Annotated in this window: 14 protein-coding genes and 1 tRNA gene; 12 read left to right on the top strand and 3 right to left on the bottom strand. The window is 70.4% G+C overall.

What is annotated here, in order from left to right; all coding sequences use genetic code 11:
• Positions 1–73 precede the first annotated feature (73 nt).
• The 3 genes from ABEB28_RS20795 (at position 74) to ABEB28_RS20785 (ending at position 3,274) form a co-directional block, all read left to right on the top strand.
• Positions 74–730, top strand: a complete 657-nt coding sequence (locus ABEB28_RS20795) for a response regulator (RefSeq protein ID WP_345729825.1) — start codon at positions 74–76, stop codon at positions 728–730.
• Between the two features lie 142 nt (positions 731–872).
• A complete protein-coding gene (locus ABEB28_RS20790; protein WP_345729824.1) occupies positions 873–2,096 on the top strand; it encodes an alpha/beta hydrolase in 1,224 nt (407 codons plus the stop codon).
• Positions 2,093–3,274, top strand: coding sequence for an acyltransferase family protein (locus ABEB28_RS20785; RefSeq protein ID WP_345729823.1), 1,182 nt, complete (start codon positions 2,093–2,095; stop codon positions 3,272–3,274). The genes ABEB28_RS20790 and ABEB28_RS20785 overlap by 4 nt, the downstream gene beginning before the upstream one ends.
• A 91-nt stretch (positions 3,275–3,365) precedes the next feature.
• On the opposite strand, the gene ABEB28_RS20780 is transcribed toward ABEB28_RS20785, so the two are convergent.
• Positions 3,366–3,806, bottom strand: a complete 441-nt coding sequence (locus tag ABEB28_RS20780; protein ID WP_345729822.1) for a winged helix-turn-helix transcriptional regulator — start codon at positions 3,804–3,806, stop codon at positions 3,366–3,368.
• 78 nt (positions 3,807–3,884) lie between these two features.
• Between ABEB28_RS20780 and ABEB28_RS20775 the strand changes: the two genes are divergently transcribed.
• Positions 3,885–4,376: a PaaI family thioesterase gene (locus tag ABEB28_RS20775; RefSeq protein WP_376981135.1), complete on the top strand. Its 492-nt coding sequence runs from the start codon at positions 3,885–3,887 to the stop codon at positions 4,374–4,376.
• Between the two features lie 204 nt (positions 4,377–4,580).
• Positions 4,581–6,680 carry an ArnT family glycosyltransferase gene (locus ABEB28_RS20770; protein ID WP_345729821.1) on the top strand — a complete coding sequence of 700 codons (2,100 nt, stop codon included), beginning with the start codon at positions 4,581–4,583 and terminating at the stop codon, positions 6,678–6,680.
• Positions 6,681–6,869: 189 nt separating this feature from the next.
• Here the strand turns inward: ABEB28_RS20770 and ABEB28_RS20765 are convergent, their stop codons facing one another.
• A complete protein-coding gene (locus tag ABEB28_RS20765) occupies positions 6,870–7,094 on the bottom strand; it encodes an FmdB family zinc ribbon protein (RefSeq protein WP_345729820.1) in 225 nt (74 codons plus the stop codon).
• A 245-nt stretch (positions 7,095–7,339) separates the two neighbouring features.
• Here ABEB28_RS20765 and pyk point away from each other — a divergent pair, with 245 nt between their 5' ends.
• Positions 7,340–8,755 carry a pyruvate kinase gene (pyk, locus tag ABEB28_RS20760; protein WP_345729819.1) on the top strand — a complete coding sequence of 472 codons (1,416 nt, stop codon included), beginning with the start codon at positions 7,340–7,342 and terminating at the stop codon, positions 8,753–8,755.
• Between the two features lie 66 nt (positions 8,756–8,821).
• Here pyk and ABEB28_RS20755 read toward each other — a convergent pair.
• Positions 8,822–8,904 (bottom strand) — tRNA-Leu (locus ABEB28_RS20755).
• A gap of 232 nt (positions 8,905–9,136) precedes the next feature.
• On the opposite strand from ABEB28_RS20755, the gene ABEB28_RS20750 reads away from it, so the two are divergent.
• The 6 genes from ABEB28_RS20750 (at position 9,137) to ABEB28_RS20725 (ending at position 15,488) form a co-directional block, all read left to right on the top strand.
• The gene (locus ABEB28_RS20750; RefSeq protein WP_345729818.1) at positions 9,137–9,766 is read left to right on the top strand and encodes an ANTAR domain-containing response regulator; all 630 of its coding nucleotides are present in this window, start codon (positions 9,137–9,139) and stop codon (positions 9,764–9,766) included.
• 280 nt (positions 9,767–10,046) lie between these two features.
• Positions 10,047–11,201: a branched-chain amino acid ABC transporter substrate-binding protein gene (locus tag ABEB28_RS20745; protein WP_345729817.1), complete on the top strand. Its 1,155-nt coding sequence runs from the start codon at positions 10,047–10,049 to the stop codon at positions 11,199–11,201.
• A 170-nt stretch (positions 11,202–11,371) separates the two neighbouring features.
• Positions 11,372–12,322, top strand: coding sequence for a branched-chain amino acid ABC transporter permease (locus ABEB28_RS20740; protein ID WP_345729816.1), 951 nt, complete (start codon positions 11,372–11,374; stop codon positions 12,320–12,322).
• Entirely contained in the window at positions 12,319–13,875 is a 1,557-nt protein-coding gene (locus tag ABEB28_RS43185; RefSeq protein WP_376981131.1) for a branched-chain amino acid ABC transporter permease, read from the top strand. The genes ABEB28_RS20740 and ABEB28_RS43185 overlap by 4 nt, the downstream gene beginning before the upstream one ends.
• Before the next feature lie 70 nt (positions 13,876–13,945).
• Positions 13,946–14,782 carry an ABC transporter ATP-binding protein gene (locus tag ABEB28_RS20730; protein ID WP_345729924.1) on the top strand — a complete coding sequence of 279 codons (837 nt, stop codon included), beginning with the start codon at positions 13,946–13,948 and terminating at the stop codon, positions 14,780–14,782.
• The gene (locus ABEB28_RS20725; RefSeq protein ID WP_345729815.1) at positions 14,772–15,488 is read left to right on the top strand and encodes an ABC transporter ATP-binding protein; all 717 of its coding nucleotides are present in this window, start codon (positions 14,772–14,774) and stop codon (positions 15,486–15,488) included. Before ABEB28_RS20730 ends, ABEB28_RS20725 begins: the two co-directional genes overlap by 11 nt.
• The last annotated feature ends 137 nt before the right edge of the window (positions 15,489–15,625 follow it).

Raw genomic sequence — 15,625 nt, 5'->3', positions numbered from 1 at the left:
GCACCCCCGTCGCGCCTACGGGGTGGGAGGGGCTCGGCGGGCAGCTGCGACCGGGGTGGCTAGGGTTTCGGCCATGACGATCCGGGTGGTGGTCGCCGACGACCAGGTGATGATTCGCGACGGCCTCGCAACCCTGCTCACCGCCGCCGGCGACATCGAGGTGGTGGGCCAGGCCGGCAACGGGCGGGAAGCGGTCGAGCTGGCCCGGAGCCTCGCGCCGGACGTCATCGTCATGGACGTGCGGATGCCGGTGCTCGACGGCATCGCGGCGACCGCCGAGATCCTCGGCGAGAACCCTGCTGACGACGCACCCAAGGTGCTCGTCCTGACCACGTTCGACCTCGACGAGTACGTCTACGACGCGCTCTCCGCCGGGGCCAGCGGCTTCCTCCTCAAGGACGCTCCCGGCGCCGACCTGGTCGCCGCGGTCCGGATCGTCGCCCGGGGGGACGCGCTGCTCGCGCCGTCCATCACCCGGCGGCTGATCGGCGATTTCGCCCGCCGCAAGAAGCGTGACCTGCCCGGCGGAGCGGTCACCGAGCTGACGCCGCGCGAGCGGGAGGTGCTCGGGCTGATCGCTCGTGGCCTGTCCAATGCGGAGATCGCGGCGGAGCTGTTCCTCGCCGAACAGACCATCAAGACGCACGTGGGGCACATCCTCACGAAACTCAACCTGCGCGACCGCACCCAGGCCGTCGTCTTCGCCTACCAGCGCGGTCTGGTGAGCTGAGCCCGGCTCGGGGGCCGCTTCCGGGTGTTCCCCGAGGTCGCAGGTATCGGCGTCGGCTCACGCGACCGATACCTGAGAGGGAGCCGTAGTCGACTCCGTAGCGTGACGATTCGGACGGCGGAAATTCCTACCGTCTGAGGCTATGAAGGCCAGCATCGTCATGCTTCTCAGCGGATTGATCCTCGTCGGGTCGGTGGCGGCCACCGGGTGGTGGGCGACCGACCATTCGAGCGCGCAGGCACCGGAGCCGCTGGGTCTCCACGCCTGGACCAGGATCGTCGCCACGATCGCCCCCGAACTCGACACGGCAGACGTGCCGAATCCGGCCACCGCCTCGCCCGCGGAGGTGGCGACGTTCGTCGGTCGCCTGACGCCGGGCCAGCGGGCTGACCTGGTGCGGCTCGCGCCGACCACGATCGGCAACCTCGACGGGGTTCCGCTCACTCTGCGTTACCAGGCGAACGAGAGTGTGCTCGCGGCGGCGACCACTCCGACCGTCGAGGCCGCGCTCGCCATGGACGACGGCACGGCGGCCCGCGCCGCTTCCGCGGCTGACGCGGGTTCCGTGGCCGACCCCGCCCCCGCGCGGGGCGTCCGCGCGGCCGATGTGGCGGCGACCAGCGTCCGGACCGACACGACCGCGGGAGGAGGCGGCAGCACGCCGCAATCCCGCCCAGGCCGCACCCTGGCGTACGACCCGCGCGGCGACGGCCGCGTGGTCCAGGTCATCGGCGATCTGGAGCGGGCGGAGCACATCGCGGTGCTGGTCCCCGGCAGCAGCTGGCGGCTCGACAACGTGCTGCGCTGGCCGTCCGGCAGACGGGTCTCGCCGCTGGTCAACGCGGTCCGCTTACGCGAGGTGGTCGGTGCGGACGTCGCCGTTGTCGTCTGGCTGGGCTACGACGCGCCGGAGCGGGTCGATCTGGCCGCGGTGGGCTCGGCCCGGGCGATCGCCGGTGCCGTCGCGCTGCGGCGGTTCCTGCACAGCCTCCCCCCGGCCCACGTCAGCCTGCTCTGCCACAGCTACGGCACGGTGGTGTGCGGACGGGCGGTGCCGGGCTCCCCGGTCGACGAGGTGGTCGCGCTCGCGTCCCCCGGAATGGACGTCGACCGGGCCTCCGACCTGCGCACCACCGCACGCGTCTGGGCGGCACGTACGGCGGACGACCCGATCCGGATCACCCCACCGGTCCGCGTGTTCGGGCTGGGACACAGCACCTCGCCGGTCGACCCGGCGTTCGGTGCGCAGATATTCCGCACCGGCACCGCGAAGGGCCACGATCAGTACTACACCGACGGCACGGAGTCGCTGGCGAACCTCGCCCGCATCGTCCTCGGCCGCGCGGCGGAGGTGACGCTGCGATGACGCTGGCCACTCGGATCGAGGCCGCGACACCGGCCGACCGGGACCGCGCGCTCGACGGTCTCCGTGCACTCGCCGTGATCGGCGTCGTAATCGGTCACTACCTGGTGATGGCGCTGGTCCCGGACGCGGAAGGCGCGCTCCGGGTCCGGAGCCCGCTCACCGCGCTGCCGGACTTCGCGCCGCTCAGCTGGGTGTTCCAGCTACTCGCGCTGTTCTTCCTGGTCGGTGGCTACTCCGCGGCGCAGGGCCTGGGCACGCGGGAGTACGGTCGGTGGATCCGTCGCCGCCTGATCCGGCTGACCCGCCCGGTCGTTGCGGTGACCGCCGTCCTCGCGTTGACGTTCCCGCTGCTCGCCGCCGCCGGGGTACCGGCCGGGACGCTGCGCACGACGACCGCCCTGGTCGTGCAGCCGCTCTGGTTCATCGCGGTCTACGGGGTCGTCACCGCGCTCACGCCGGTGGTGGTCGCGCTGGTCCGCCGTCTGGGGGCGTGGGCGGCGTTGCCGCTCGTCGTCACGGTCGCGGTCGTCGACGCGCTGCGGTACGGGCCGTGGGCCGACGGCGTCCCGGGCTGGGTCGGCCTGGTGAACGTCCTGCCGGGGTGGGCGTTCGCATACGTGCTCGGCGTCGCCTGGGCACAGGGGCGGCTGCCGCGCCGGGCAGCGGCGGCGGTGGCCGCCGTCGGTGCGGTGCTGCTGGTGTCGCTGGTGCTGTGGTTCGAGTACCCGGCCAGCGTCGTCGGGGTGCCGGGAGCCGGGCGGGTGAACTCGCACCCGCCGTCGTTGCTGGTCGTGGCGCTGGCGATGGCGCAGTGCGGCCTCGCGGTGCTCGGGCGGGACCGGCTCGCCGCCGCACTGCGGGTGCCGGGCCGGTGGGCGGCGGTGGCGATGCTCAACCTCGTCGCGATGACCGTGTTCTGCTGGCACCAGATCGCGCTGGTGCTGCTCACCGTGGGAACGCTGCCTGCCGATCTGCCCGGGCTGCACCAGCTGCCGGACGGGCTCGGCTGGGCCGGGTGGCGGCTGGTCTGGCTGCCGGTGCACTGCGTGGTGCTCGCGGCCCTGGTCTGGGGCGCGCGCCGGTTCGAGGCGCCGTGGAGCGGGACGTTGCGCCGGGTCGGCCCGGCGGCGGTGGTCGCTGCGATCGGCTTCGGTGGGTACGCCGTGGCGGTGCTCTGATCCGACGACGTGCGACGCCCGCCCGCGGCGCTCTGACTCGGCGGGGTGCCGCGCCCGCCTGCGGTGACCGACCGCCGGGCAGGCGTCGCGGTCAGGCGGGGGTGGGGCGCACGTCGCGCGCGGTGACTGGCACGCCGCACGTCCCGCAGGCCAGCGTGGGCGAGAGCGGGCCGGCGCAGTCCAGGTGGGTCAGCCGCAGCGGCGGACCGCTGCCGTCGTCCATCCAGCGGTCGCCCCAGCTCATCAGCGACACGATCACCGGATACAGATCAAGGCCCTTCGCGGTGAGGCGGTACTCGTACCGGTCCGGCTTCTCGGCGTACCGATGCCGGCCCAACACCTCGTCGGCGGTGAGGTGCCGGAGCCGATCGGCCAGCACCGGACGGGACGCCCCGGTCCGCTGCTGGAAGTCCTCGAACCGCCGCACGCCGAGGAACGCCTCGCGCAGCACGAGCATCGTCCAGCGCTCCCCGATCACGGACAGCGTGCGGGCGACCGAGCACCGCTCGGCGCCGATCTCCGACCACCTCATGTTCCGGGATCCTACTCGAACTGGCGGTTCTGCCTGCTACGTTCTGAAACAGAACTTACTTCGAGCAGGGGAGAGACCGTGACGACGACCGAGCCATCGCCGCCCCGCCCGGGCCAGGCGGACCCGTCCGCGCTGCACGGCCTGGCCGGCTACTCCGGGCTCGAGCTGATCCGGGCGATCAGCGACCGCAAGGCCCCGCCGCCGAACATCGCCACCCTGCTCGGCATGAACCTCACCGAGGTCGACGAAGGCCGGGTGGTCTTCACCCTCGACGCGAAGCCCGAGTTCTCCAACCCGCTCGGCACCGTGCACGGCGGCATCCACGCCACGCTGCTCGACTCGGCGATGGGCTGCGCGGTGCACACCACGCTGCCCGCCGGCGTCGGCTACACCACGCTGGAGTTGAAGGTGAACTACGTGCGCGCGGTGAGCCTGGACGCCGGGACGCTGACCTGCGTCGGCGAGGTGATCCACGTCGGCGGCCGGGTGGCCACGGCGGAAGGCCGGGTCACCGACGCGGCCGGGCGGCTGCTGGCCCACGCAACCACCACCTGCATGCTTTTTCGTTGAGGGCGGCCCGCCCAGAACGACGCTGACCGGCGAGCGCGCCTCATGGCGGAAACCCTGAGGCCACGGCGTCGGCGCGCTCGACTGCCAGCGCCGCTCTGGACGGGCTCCAGGTCAACACAGCGGGTGCGCTCGGTCAGTTGATACACATCGGGTTCTTCACGGCGTCTCAGCTCGGCGTCAGGTTCGCCGTCGATCGTCGGGCGCGTGCTGGAGACAACTACCGACCGAGTTCCTCGCCCGCCGTCGGCCACGGCGGCACCGGTCCGGCGCCGGATCGTCCGCGGACGTACTGACGACCCTGCCTGGGTCCGGCCGGTGCTCGTCCTCGTCCTGGCGGCCTCCGCGGTCCTCTACCTCTCCGACCTCGGTGCCTCGGGCTGGGCCAACGACTTCTACGCCGCCGCGGTCCAGTCCGGGACGAAGAGCTGGACCGCGTTCTTCTTCGGCTCGTCCGAGTGGGGCAACGTCATCACGGTCGACAAGCCGCCGGCCGCGCTCTGGGTGATGGCGCTCTCCGGGCGGATCTTCGGCTTCTCCAGCTGGAGCATGCTGGCGCCGCAGGCACTGATGGGCGTGGCGTCGGTCTGGTTGCTCTACGCGGCCGTCCGCCGCTGGTCGGGCCCGGCGGCGGGCCTCGCCGCGGCGGCCCTGCTCGCGGTCACGCCGGTCGCCGTCCTGATGTTCCGGTTCAACAACCCGGACGCCCTGCTCGTGTTGCTGATGATCGCCGCGGCGTACTGCGTGGTCCGAGCGCTGGACGCCGCGGCGAGCAGGGCGGGTACCGGGTGGCTGGCGCTGGCCGGCGTCGCGCTGGGGTTCGCGTTCCTCACCAAGACACTCCAGTCGTTCCTCGTGCTCCCGGCGCTCGCCCTGGTCTACCTGGTGTGCGCGCCGACCGGCGTCCGGCGGAGGATCGGTCAGCTGCTGGTGGGCGGTCTCGCGCTGGTGATCTCCGCCGGCTGGTACATCGTCGCCACGATGCTCTGGCCGGCGGACAGCCGTCCGTACATCGGTGGGTCCGGTGACAACACCGAGCTCGGGCTCGCGTTCGGCTACAACGGCCTCGACCGGGTCGTCTCCGGCGGAGGCAACGGTCCCGGTGTAGGCATGGGCGGTGGTGGCTTCGGCGGTGAGGCAGGCCTCACCCGGTTGTTCAACGACCAGATGGGGACGCAGATCGCTTGGTTCCTCCCGGCGGCCCTGATCGCGCTGGTCGCGGGCGTCTGGATCACTCGACGCGCGCCGCGGACCGACCGCACCCGGGCGGCGCTGATCCTCTGGGGCGGCTGGCTGCTGGTGACCGCGGGCGTCTTCAGCTACATGGAAGGCATCTTCCACTCGTACTACAACGTCGCGTTGGCGCCGGGCGTGGCCGCGGTGCTGGCGGTCGGCGGGCGGGAGCTCTGGCGCGTCCGGGATCAGCTCGTGGCGCGGGTGGTTCTGGCGGGGCTGGTGACCGTGACCGCCGCGGTGGCGTGGAACCTGCTCGGCCGCGCGGCCGACTGGAACGCGTGGCTGCGGTGGGCCGTGCTGGGCGCGGCCGCGCTGTCGGTGCTCGTCCTCCTCGTCGGCGTGCGGCTGACGCGGCGGGTCGCGGTGGTCGGGGCCGCGGTCGGTGCGGTCGCGGTACTGGCCGGACCGGCGGCCTACGCGGCGTCGACGGCGGGTACGCCGCACAACGGCTCCACCCCGACCGCGGGGCCGGCGGGCAGCAGCGGATTCGGCGGTCCGGGTGGTGGGTTCCTGCGGCGTGGCGAGGGCTCCTTCCCCGGAGGCGCCGCGCCCGGCGGAACCCAGGCGCCCGGCGGAACCCAGGCGCCCGGCGGAACCCAGGCGCCCGGCGGAACCCAGGCGCCCGGCGGAACCCAGGCGCCCGGCAGGGCGCCGCAAGCCCCGGGAGGAGCGACGCAGCAGCCCGGTCAGGGCAGCGGCCCGACGTTCACCCGGCAGGGCGGCGGCACGAACGCCGCGCTGGTGGCGCTGCTCGCGAAGACCACGACGAAGTGGGCCGCGGCCGCGAACGGCTCGCAGAGCGCGGCCGGCCTCCAGTTGGAGAGCGACCGGGCGGTCATCCCGATCGGCGGGTTCAGCGGCGGCGACCCGGCGCCGACGCTCGCCCAGTTCACGGAGTGGGTCGAGCAGGGCAAGATCCACTACTTCATCGGCGGCGGCACGGGCGACCAGGGCGGTCCTGGCGGCAACCGACGGGGCGGGAGCGAGATCAGCGCCTGGGTCGCGGAGCACTTCACCGCGACCACGGTGGGGAACCAGACGGTCTACGACCTGACGAACCCCAAGGCGTGACCGGGGCGCAAGGACGTGATTGTCGCGCTGTCGGGGTGGCGCGTGCGGTGGTTGTCGCGCTGTCGGGGTGGCGCTGGGATTGGTTGTCGCGCTGTCCGTGTCATGGCACGGCAGGCACGACAACCATCTCGGCGGTCACCCGAAACGGCGACAACCATTCATGCCAGCAGCGGCGGTGCAGTGCGCGCGCTAGCCGCAGCAGCCGCCGCCGCAGCAGCCCCCACCGGCCGGGGCGGAGGCTGCCGGAAGGGCGGTGGAGCCGCCGACGCCGGTCACCGCGACGGCCGAGAACACCCGGCTCGTGTCGAGATGCCCGCTCGGACAGGGCACGGCGGACGGGGCGCTCTCGTGCATCGAGCGCCGGACCTCGAAGACGGTCTGGCACTCGCGACACCGGTACTCGTAGGCGGCCACGGGCTCAGGATATCCGCCACCCGGCCATGCGGCCCGGCCCCGGCCGGCCCGCCCACGCCGGCTCGCCGCTCGCGCTCGGAACTGCCCCGACTTCCCACGTGCCGATCGGGAGAAAACCGGGCATCACTAGAAGGATGACCCTAAACCGGTTCACAAGCGCGGCGTAAAGCTATAGCACCGTAGCTGCCACCCCTCGTCCACGGGAGGGATGTGAATCGGTTCACTACGAGGGCTAGGTTGACCTCATGACGCGTCGAGCCAAAATTGTTTGCACCATCGGACCGGCGACAGCGTCGGCGGAGCGCCTCCGGGCGCTGGTCGACGCCGGTATGAATGTCGCCAGGCTGAACTTCAGTCACGGCGACCACGCCGACCACGAAGGGGTTTATCAGCGGGTCCGCGAGGCCGCTGAGGAGACCGGCCGGGCCATCGGCATTCTCGCTGACCTGCAGGGCCCCAAGATCCGTCTGGGACGGTTCGCCGAGGACTCCACCGAGTGGAAGACCGGCGAGGTCGTCTCGATCACCACCGACGAGATCGTCGGCGACCACGACCGGGTCTCCACCACGTACCGCAAGCTGGCCGCCGAGGTCTCGGTCGGCGACCGGCTGCTGATCGACGACGGCAAGCTGGCGCTGGAGGTCACCGGCGTCGAGGGCAACGACATCCGGTGTCTGGTCCTCGAAGGCGGCCCGGTCAGCAACAACAAGGGCCTCTCGCTGCCCAACGTCAAGATCAGCGTCCCGGCGCTCTCCGAGAAGGACGCCGAGGACCTGCGCTTCGCGCTCCGGCTCGGCGTCGACCTGGTAGCGCTGTCGTTCGTCCGCTCGCCGGACGACATCAAGCTCGTACACGCGATCATGGACGAGGAGGGCCGGCGGGTGCCGGTCGTCGCCAAGATCGAGAAGCCGGAGGCGGTCGACCACCTCGAGCAGATCGTGCTGGCGTTCGACGGGCTGATGGTCGCCCGCGGTGACCTCGGCGTCGAGCTGCCGCTCGAGCAGGTTCCCCTGGTCCAGAAGCGGGCCGTGCAGATGGCCCGGGAGAACGCGAAGCCGGTCATCGTCGCCACCCAGATGCTCGACTCGATGATCGAGAACTCCCGGCCGACCCGCGCGGAAGCGTCGGACGTCGCGAACGCGGTTCTCGACGGTGCGGACGCCGTGATGCTCTCCGGCGAGACCAGCGTCGGCCGCTACCCGGTGCTGACCGTGCGCACGATGGCCAAGATCATCGAGACGGTCGAGGAGTCCAAGACCCCGGTGCCTGCTCTGCAGCACGCGCCGAAGACGCAGGGCGGTGCGATCGCCGCGGCGGCCCGGCAGATCGGCGAGGTGATCGAGGCGAAGGCGCTGGTCGCGTTCACGCTGACCGGTGACACCGTCCGCCGGGTGGCCCGGCTGCACACCGCGCTACCGCTGCTCGCGTTCACCCCGCTGCCGAGCGTGCGGAACCAGCTCGCGCTGTCCTGGGGCGTCGAGACGTTTCTCTCACCGTCGGTCGAGCACACCGACGACATGGTCGAGCAGGTCGACTCGCTGCTGCAGGAAGCGGCGTGGGCCCACCCGGGCGACAGCGTCGTGATCGTGGCGGGCACGCCGCCGAACACCGCAGGCGCCACGAACACCGTTCGGGTCCACCGCATCGGTTCGCCGGCCTGACGCCGCCGACGCGGGCGAAAGCCACGTGGCCTGGTCGCACGAGCGACCAGGCCACTGGTGTGTCGGTGCCGGGAGCGGGATTCGAACCCGCACGCCCTTTCGGGCAGACGCTTTTGAGGCGTCCGAGTCTGCCATTCCTCCATCCCGGCGCTTCCGGGGAATGAGTTACCACCGGTAGCGCGCTTTCGGCAACTGACACACGCTGACCAGGGCAGCCGGAAGTACCGGCGACCGTTCAGGTGGACCCGCATACGAAAGCCCTGACAGCTTAGCCCGGTACGCTGCTCGCCAGCAGGCACCATCAGCCGTAGGTATTCGTCGCACGGTCCCAGACCGTGTTCGCACGCGCGCCCGGCTCCACGTCAACCCAAGGGAGGCCCCATGGCTGAGTCTCCAGCGTCTGACCCGGCTGCGGCCGAAGCCGCTGCCCCGACGCGACGCGTCCTCATCGCCGAGGACGAGGCACTGATTCGCCTCGATCTGAAGGAGATGTTGATCGAAGAGGGTTACGAGGTGGTCGGCGAGGCAGGCGACGGTCAGAAGGCCATCGAGCTGGCCGAGGAACTCCGTCCCGACCTGGTGATCCTGGACGTCAAGATGCCGGTGCTCGACGGCCTGGCCGCCGCGGAGCGAATCGCCGGCGACCGGATCGCCCCGGTGGTGATTCTCACCGCGTTCAGCCAGCGTGACCTGGTCGAGCGGGCTCGCAGCGCCGGCGCGATGGCGTACCTGGTCAAGCCGTTCCAGAAGAAGGACCTGCTGCCGACCATCGAGATGGCGGTCTCCCGGTTCGCGGAGATCACCGCGCTCGAGCAGGAGGTCACCGACCTCACCGAGCGGCTGGCCACCCGGAAGGTCATCGAGCGCGCCAAGGGCCTGCTCCAGGAGCAGGGCATGACCGAGCCGGAGGCGTTCCGGTGGATCCAGCGGACCGCGATGGACCGCCGGACGACGATGAAGCTCGTCGCCGAGACGATCGTCGAGACGCAGACCCAGCGCGCCAACGGCTAGCGAAGCATCGCCGTCCGGGGTCCGGAACGCCGGACCTCGGACGTCCCGATACGGTAACGACGGGACGGTTACTCAGGGCCACGATCTACGCTCTGAGGTGCGAGAAGGGGCAGTTCGCCCCCCTCCGTAGGTTTCTTCGGGTCACTTTGGTGTTACGACGCCCGGCAAGGCTGGTCTCAGGCATCGCGGCACTCCTATAGTCCCTCCCACACAGGGGGATGCGGATCCGTGCCAGCAGCGGTGGCGGATCGCGTGCCCACGTTTAGGTGGAGGTTTACCCGTGCGTCTTCGCAACCTCGCGCGCGTTGCGGCGGTCAGCGCCGCTATCGCGCTCGCCGCAACCGGCTGCAGCAGCGGCGGTGATGACGATGGCGACGCGACCGCCAGCGGCGACAAGGCCTGCGGCCTGACGGTCGCGTTCGTGGGCCCGCAGACCGGCGACAACGCCGCGCTCGGCATCAACATTTCGAACGGTGCGCAGCTGGCCGTCGACCAGTACAACGAAGAGAACGCGGACTGCAAGGTCACGCTGAAGAAGTACGACTCCGAGGGCAAGCCGGAGAAGGCCTCGACGGTCGTCCCGGAGATCGTCCAGGACGAGAAGATCATCGGCGTCATCGGCCCGGCGTTCTCGGGCGAGACGAAGGCCACCGGCCCGACGTTCGAAGAGGCCGGCCTCCCGATCGTCTCCGCCTCGGCGACCAACCCGCTGCTGTCGGAGAACGGCTGGAAGACCTTCCACCGCGTTCTGGGCAACGACAACGCCCAGGGCCCGCAGGCCGTCAAGTACATCAAGGAAGACCTGAAGGCGCAGAAGGTCTACGTCGTCGACGACGCCTCCGAGTACGGCAAGGGCCTCTCGGACATCGTCAAGAAGGACCTCGGCAGCGTCGTGGTCGGGTCGGACACGGTCCAGGACGGCCAGACCGACTTCTCCGCGGTCGTCACGAAGATCAAGTCGTCCGGTGCCACCGCGCTCTACTACGGCGGTTACTACGACGAGGCCGGTCTGCTCCGCAAGCAGCTGACCCAGGCCGGTGGCCAGGCCATCACGATGATCTCCGGTGACGGCACCAAGGACGTCAAGTTCGTCGACAGCGCCGGTACCGCCGCTGCCGAGGGCACGATCGTGACCTGCCCGTGCCTCCCGCCGGAGAAGGCCCCGGGCACGTTCTTCGAGGACTACAAGAAGAAGTTCAACGCGGACCCGTCGACCTACTCGGCCGAGGCGTTCGACGCGGCGACGATCTTCCTCGACGGCATCAAGGACGGTAAGGCGACCCGCGCGGACATGCTCGCGTTCGTGGCGGCCTACGACAAGCCGGGCATCACGAAGCAGCTCAAGTTCGACGACAAGGGTGAGGTCGCCGACAAGGGCGTCTGGGCCTACAAGTTCGAGGGCGGCAAGATCGTCGCGCTGAAGGAGATCAAGTAAGACTCGGTGGACGGTCCGCTGAGACCGTCCCCATGAGCTCCTCCTGATCAAACGACGAGGCCGGGTGCCGGCACCTCCGGCACCCGGCCTTCGTCGTGCGAGTCCGACCGCCGCCGCCACGAACGGCGGCGTCGCCCCGTCCCCGAACCCACCGGTTGGAACTCTGGCAGATGAACTTCTCTGCACTGATCGATAATTTCGGTGAACTCACAGTCACCGGCTTCACCCAGGGAGCGATCTATGCGCTCGTTGCCCTGGGGTACACCCTTGTCTACGGCGTTCTGCGCCTGATCAACTTCGCGCACTCCGAGGTGTTCGTCACCGGCACCTTCGCGGCGATCCTCACCTTTCGACTGGTGGGTGTCGGCGCGGACGAGGCGGTGCCGAGCGCTGCGATCGTCATAGCGGCGATCGCCGCGGCGACCGTGGCCGCCATGGCCGCATCCGGCGCCACCGCGCTCGTCGTCGAGCGCGTCGCCTATCGGCCGCTGCGCAAGCGGAACGCACCGCCGCTGGTCTTCCTGATCAGCGCGATCGGCGCGTCGATCGCGATCTCGGAGGCGTTCGGCGTCTTCTACAGCCGCGACAACGTCCCGGTCGGCAACCTGATCGATCCGTCGACGCAGTTCGAGATCTTCGGTGCGTCGATCACGAACCTGCAGATCCTGATCGTGGTCGTGGCATTCGGCATGATGATCCTGCTCGACACGATCATCAATCGGACCCGGCTCGGCCGCGGCATCCGCGCCGTCGCGCAGGACCCGGACGCCGCCGCGCTGATGGGTGTGAACAAGGACCGCGTCATCGCGTGGACGTTCGTACTCGGTGGCCTGATGGCCGGCGTCGCCGCGGTGCTCTACGACCTGCGGTTCGGCGCCACGAAGTTCAACGCCGGGTTCCTGCTCGGGCTCAAGGCCTTCACGGCCGCCGTGCTCGGCGGTATCGGTAACCTGCGCGGCGCGCTGCTCGGTGGGCTGCTGCTCGGCTTGATCGAGAACTGGGGCCAGGCGGTGATCGGCTCGAGCTGGCGTGACGTCATCGCGTTCGTCTTCCTCATCCTGGTGCTGATGTTCCGTCCGACCGGTCTGCTCGGCGAGTCGCTGGGGAGGGCACGGGCATGACTCAGGACACCCTCACGACGACGACGGCGCCCCGCCCCGGGTCGCCGTTGCTCCGGGTCGCCGACGGCATCGCCGGTCGGCGCGAAGCGGCGATGGGAGCGTTCCGCCGCGGCTGGGGCGGGCTTCCGCAGCCGGCCCGGTACGTACCGCCCGCGCTGCTGCTGCTCGTGTTGATCTTCCTGCCGGTCTTGGACACGAACCTGCGGGAGTCGACCGGCTCCGGTATTCCGGTGATCGGCACGCCGAACACCAGCTTCTCCGGCGTGTTGTTCCTGGTCGGCGTGTACGCGCTGTGCGCGATCGGGCTGAACGTGGTGGTCGGGTTCGCAGGCCTGCTCGACCTCGGGTACGTCGGATTCTTCGCGATCGGGGCGTACACGGTCGCGGTCTTCGGCTCGCCGTCCAGCGACCTTGCTACCGCGTATCCGTGGCTGATCTGTGTGCCGATCGGTATCGCGCTCACGATGGTCGCCGGCGTGATCCTCGGCGGTCCGACGCTGCGTCTGCGCGGCGACTACCTGGCGATCGTGACGCTCGGCTTCGGTGAGATCGTCCGATTGACGATCGTGAACTCGGGCCCGCTCGGCAACCGGTCGGGAGTCTCGAACATCCCGAAGCCGCCGGGGGAGAGGGCCGACGGCTCGAAGCTGTTCGGCGTCGTCGACATCACGCCGTTCTACTGGCTGATCCTCGCGGTCATCATCCTCGTCCTGCTGCTCGTCTCGAACCTCGAGCGCAGCCGGGTGGGCCGGGCCTGGCTCGCGATCCGGGAGGACGAGGACGCGGCCGAGCTGATGGGCGTTCCGACGTTCCGCTTCAAGCTCTGGGCGTTCGCGATCGGTGCCGCGGTCGGCGGATTGTCCGGCGGCATCTTCGCCAGCCGGCAGGGCTTCGTGAACCCGGACACGTTCGACGTCCTGACGTCGATCTTGTTCTTGGCTGCGGTCGTCATCGGCGGGTCGGGTAACAAGTTCGGCGTCATCCTCGGCGCGGTGATCGTGGTCTACGTGCCCGAGCGCCTGCGTGGCTTCGACGAGTCGCTGTTCGGTGCCTGGTTCGTCGTGCTGGTGATCGCGCTGGCCGTCACATTGATCTCGCGTCGCCGGACGCTGTTCGCCACCAGCCTCCGGGCCGCGGCGACGTTCGGCGGCGGCGTCCTCGGGCTCGCCGTCGCGATCGGCGTCGGCACGCAGCTGCACTCGATCGTGACCGACGTCGGTAGCGAGAACCCGACGCGGCTCCTGGTCGGCTCGGTGGTCGTCGTCCTGATCGTGGGGATCGTGCTGATCCGCCTCATCGGTACGGCGCAGGCCGAGGGGGCCCGCGTGGCGGGGATCTTCGTCGGTGCGCTCCTCACCGTGCTGGTCGGAGCGATCGCTCCGTACGTGTTCGACGAGATCGGGGATGGCATCCAGGCGCTGCGGTACTTCGCGTTCGGCATCGCCTTGATCGTCATGAGCGTGTTCCGTCCGCAGGGCCTGCTGCCCAGCCGACGCCGCGCGACCGAGCTTGCTGACCGGAAGAAGGAGGTGGCCGTCGGTGTCAACGCCTGACCACCCCGAGCTGACGCCCGACGCCGCGGAGGCGCCCGACGGGATCCTGCCGGACGCCCCGCCCCCGGCCATCGACGAGAGTGTCGATCTGCCGGAGCCGGAGGCGCACGTCAGCGTCGGTGAGAAGCTCCTCGAGATGCGGAACGTCACGCTGCGGTTCGGCGGTGTCACCGCGCTCGACGGCGTCGACTTCGCGATCAACCGGGGCGAGATCCTCGGTCTGATCGGGCCGAACGGTGCCGGGAAGACCACGTGCTTCAACGTGATGACCGGCGTCTACCAGCCCACCGACGGGACGGTCTGGTTCGACGGGAAGAAGCTCGGCCGGCGGAAGAAGTACCAGATCACCCGGCTCGGCATCGCCCGGACGTTCCAGAACATCCGGCTGTTCCCGGAGATGAGCGCGCTGGAGAACGTCATGGTGGGCGCGGACGCCCGCCACAAGACGAGCGTTCCCGGTGCGATCTTCCGGCTCAGCCCTCGGCACTTCCGCGAGGAGCGGGACGGCCGGGAGCGGGCGATGGAGTTGCTGCGGTTCGTCGGCATCGCCGACCTGGCGCACGCCGCGGCCCGGAACCTGCCGTACGGGTACCAGCGTCGACTGGAGATCGCCCGGGCGCTGGCCACCGAGCCGACGCTGCTCTGCCTGGACGAGCCGGCCGCCGGCTTCAACCCGGCGGAGAAGGCCGAGCTGATGGACCTGATCCGGGCCATCCGCGACCAGGGCTACACGGTCCTGCTGATCGAGCACGACATGCGCCTGGTGATGGGCGTGACCGACCGGATCGTCGTCCTCGAGTTCGGCAAGAAGATCGCCGAGGGGACCCCGGCCGAGGTCCGGGACAACCCAGCGGTCATCGCCGCCTACCTCGGGGTGCCGGAAGGAGAGCCGACCGATGTTGCTTGAGATCGACGACCTCGCGGTCGCCTACGGCCGGATCGAGGCGCTGCACGGCATCAGCATCCAGGTCGACGACGGCGAGATCGTGACGCTGATCGGCGCCAACGGCGCCGGTAAGAGCACGACGATGCGGGCGATCTCCGGTCTCCGGCCGGCCAGCCGCGGCCGGATCACCTTCGACGGCGAGGACATCACCAACCTGCGCGCGGACCTCCGCGTGACCCGGGGCATCTCGCAGGCGCCCGAGGGCCGGGGGATCTTCCCCGGAATGTCGGTGATGGAGAACCTGGACATGGGCACGTACGCGCGCAAGGACCGGCGCAGCCCTGCCAGGGACGCCGACCTGGAGCGGGTGTTCACGCTGTTCCCCCGGCTGAAGGAACGGCGGACGCAGACCGCGGGAACGATGTCCGGCGGTGAGCAGCAGATGCTGACGATCGGCCGGGCTCTGATGGCCCGGCCGCGACTGCTGCTGCTCGACGAACCGTCGATGGGTCTGGCTCCGATGCTGATCCAGCAGATCTTCTCGATCATCAAGGAGATCAACGCGCAGGGCACCACGGTGTTGGTCGTGGAGCAGAACGCGCAGCAGGCGCTCTCGATCGCCGACCGCGCGTACATCCTCGAGACCGGCTCGATCGTCAAGTCCGGGCGCGGTCGTGAGATGCTCGGCGACCCGGCGATCAAGGCCGCCTATCTCGGCGTGGCTTAGCAACACCGCAGTACCCCGCGGGCCGGCTCAGTGCCGAGGCCGGCTCGCGGGCCGCACGATCACCAGTCACCGCAGCTGGTGGCAGTAGGACCGTCGGCCTCTCGGTCGGCGGCGGTTCCGTCGGTTCCCCTGACCCG

Source organism: Cryptosporangium minutisporangium (genome assembly GCF_039536245.1).
GTDB classification, from domain to species: Bacteria; Actinomycetota; Actinomycetes; order Mycobacteriales; family Cryptosporangiaceae; genus Cryptosporangium; species Cryptosporangium minutisporangium.
This window is presented reverse-complemented; position numbering and strand designations above follow the sequence as displayed.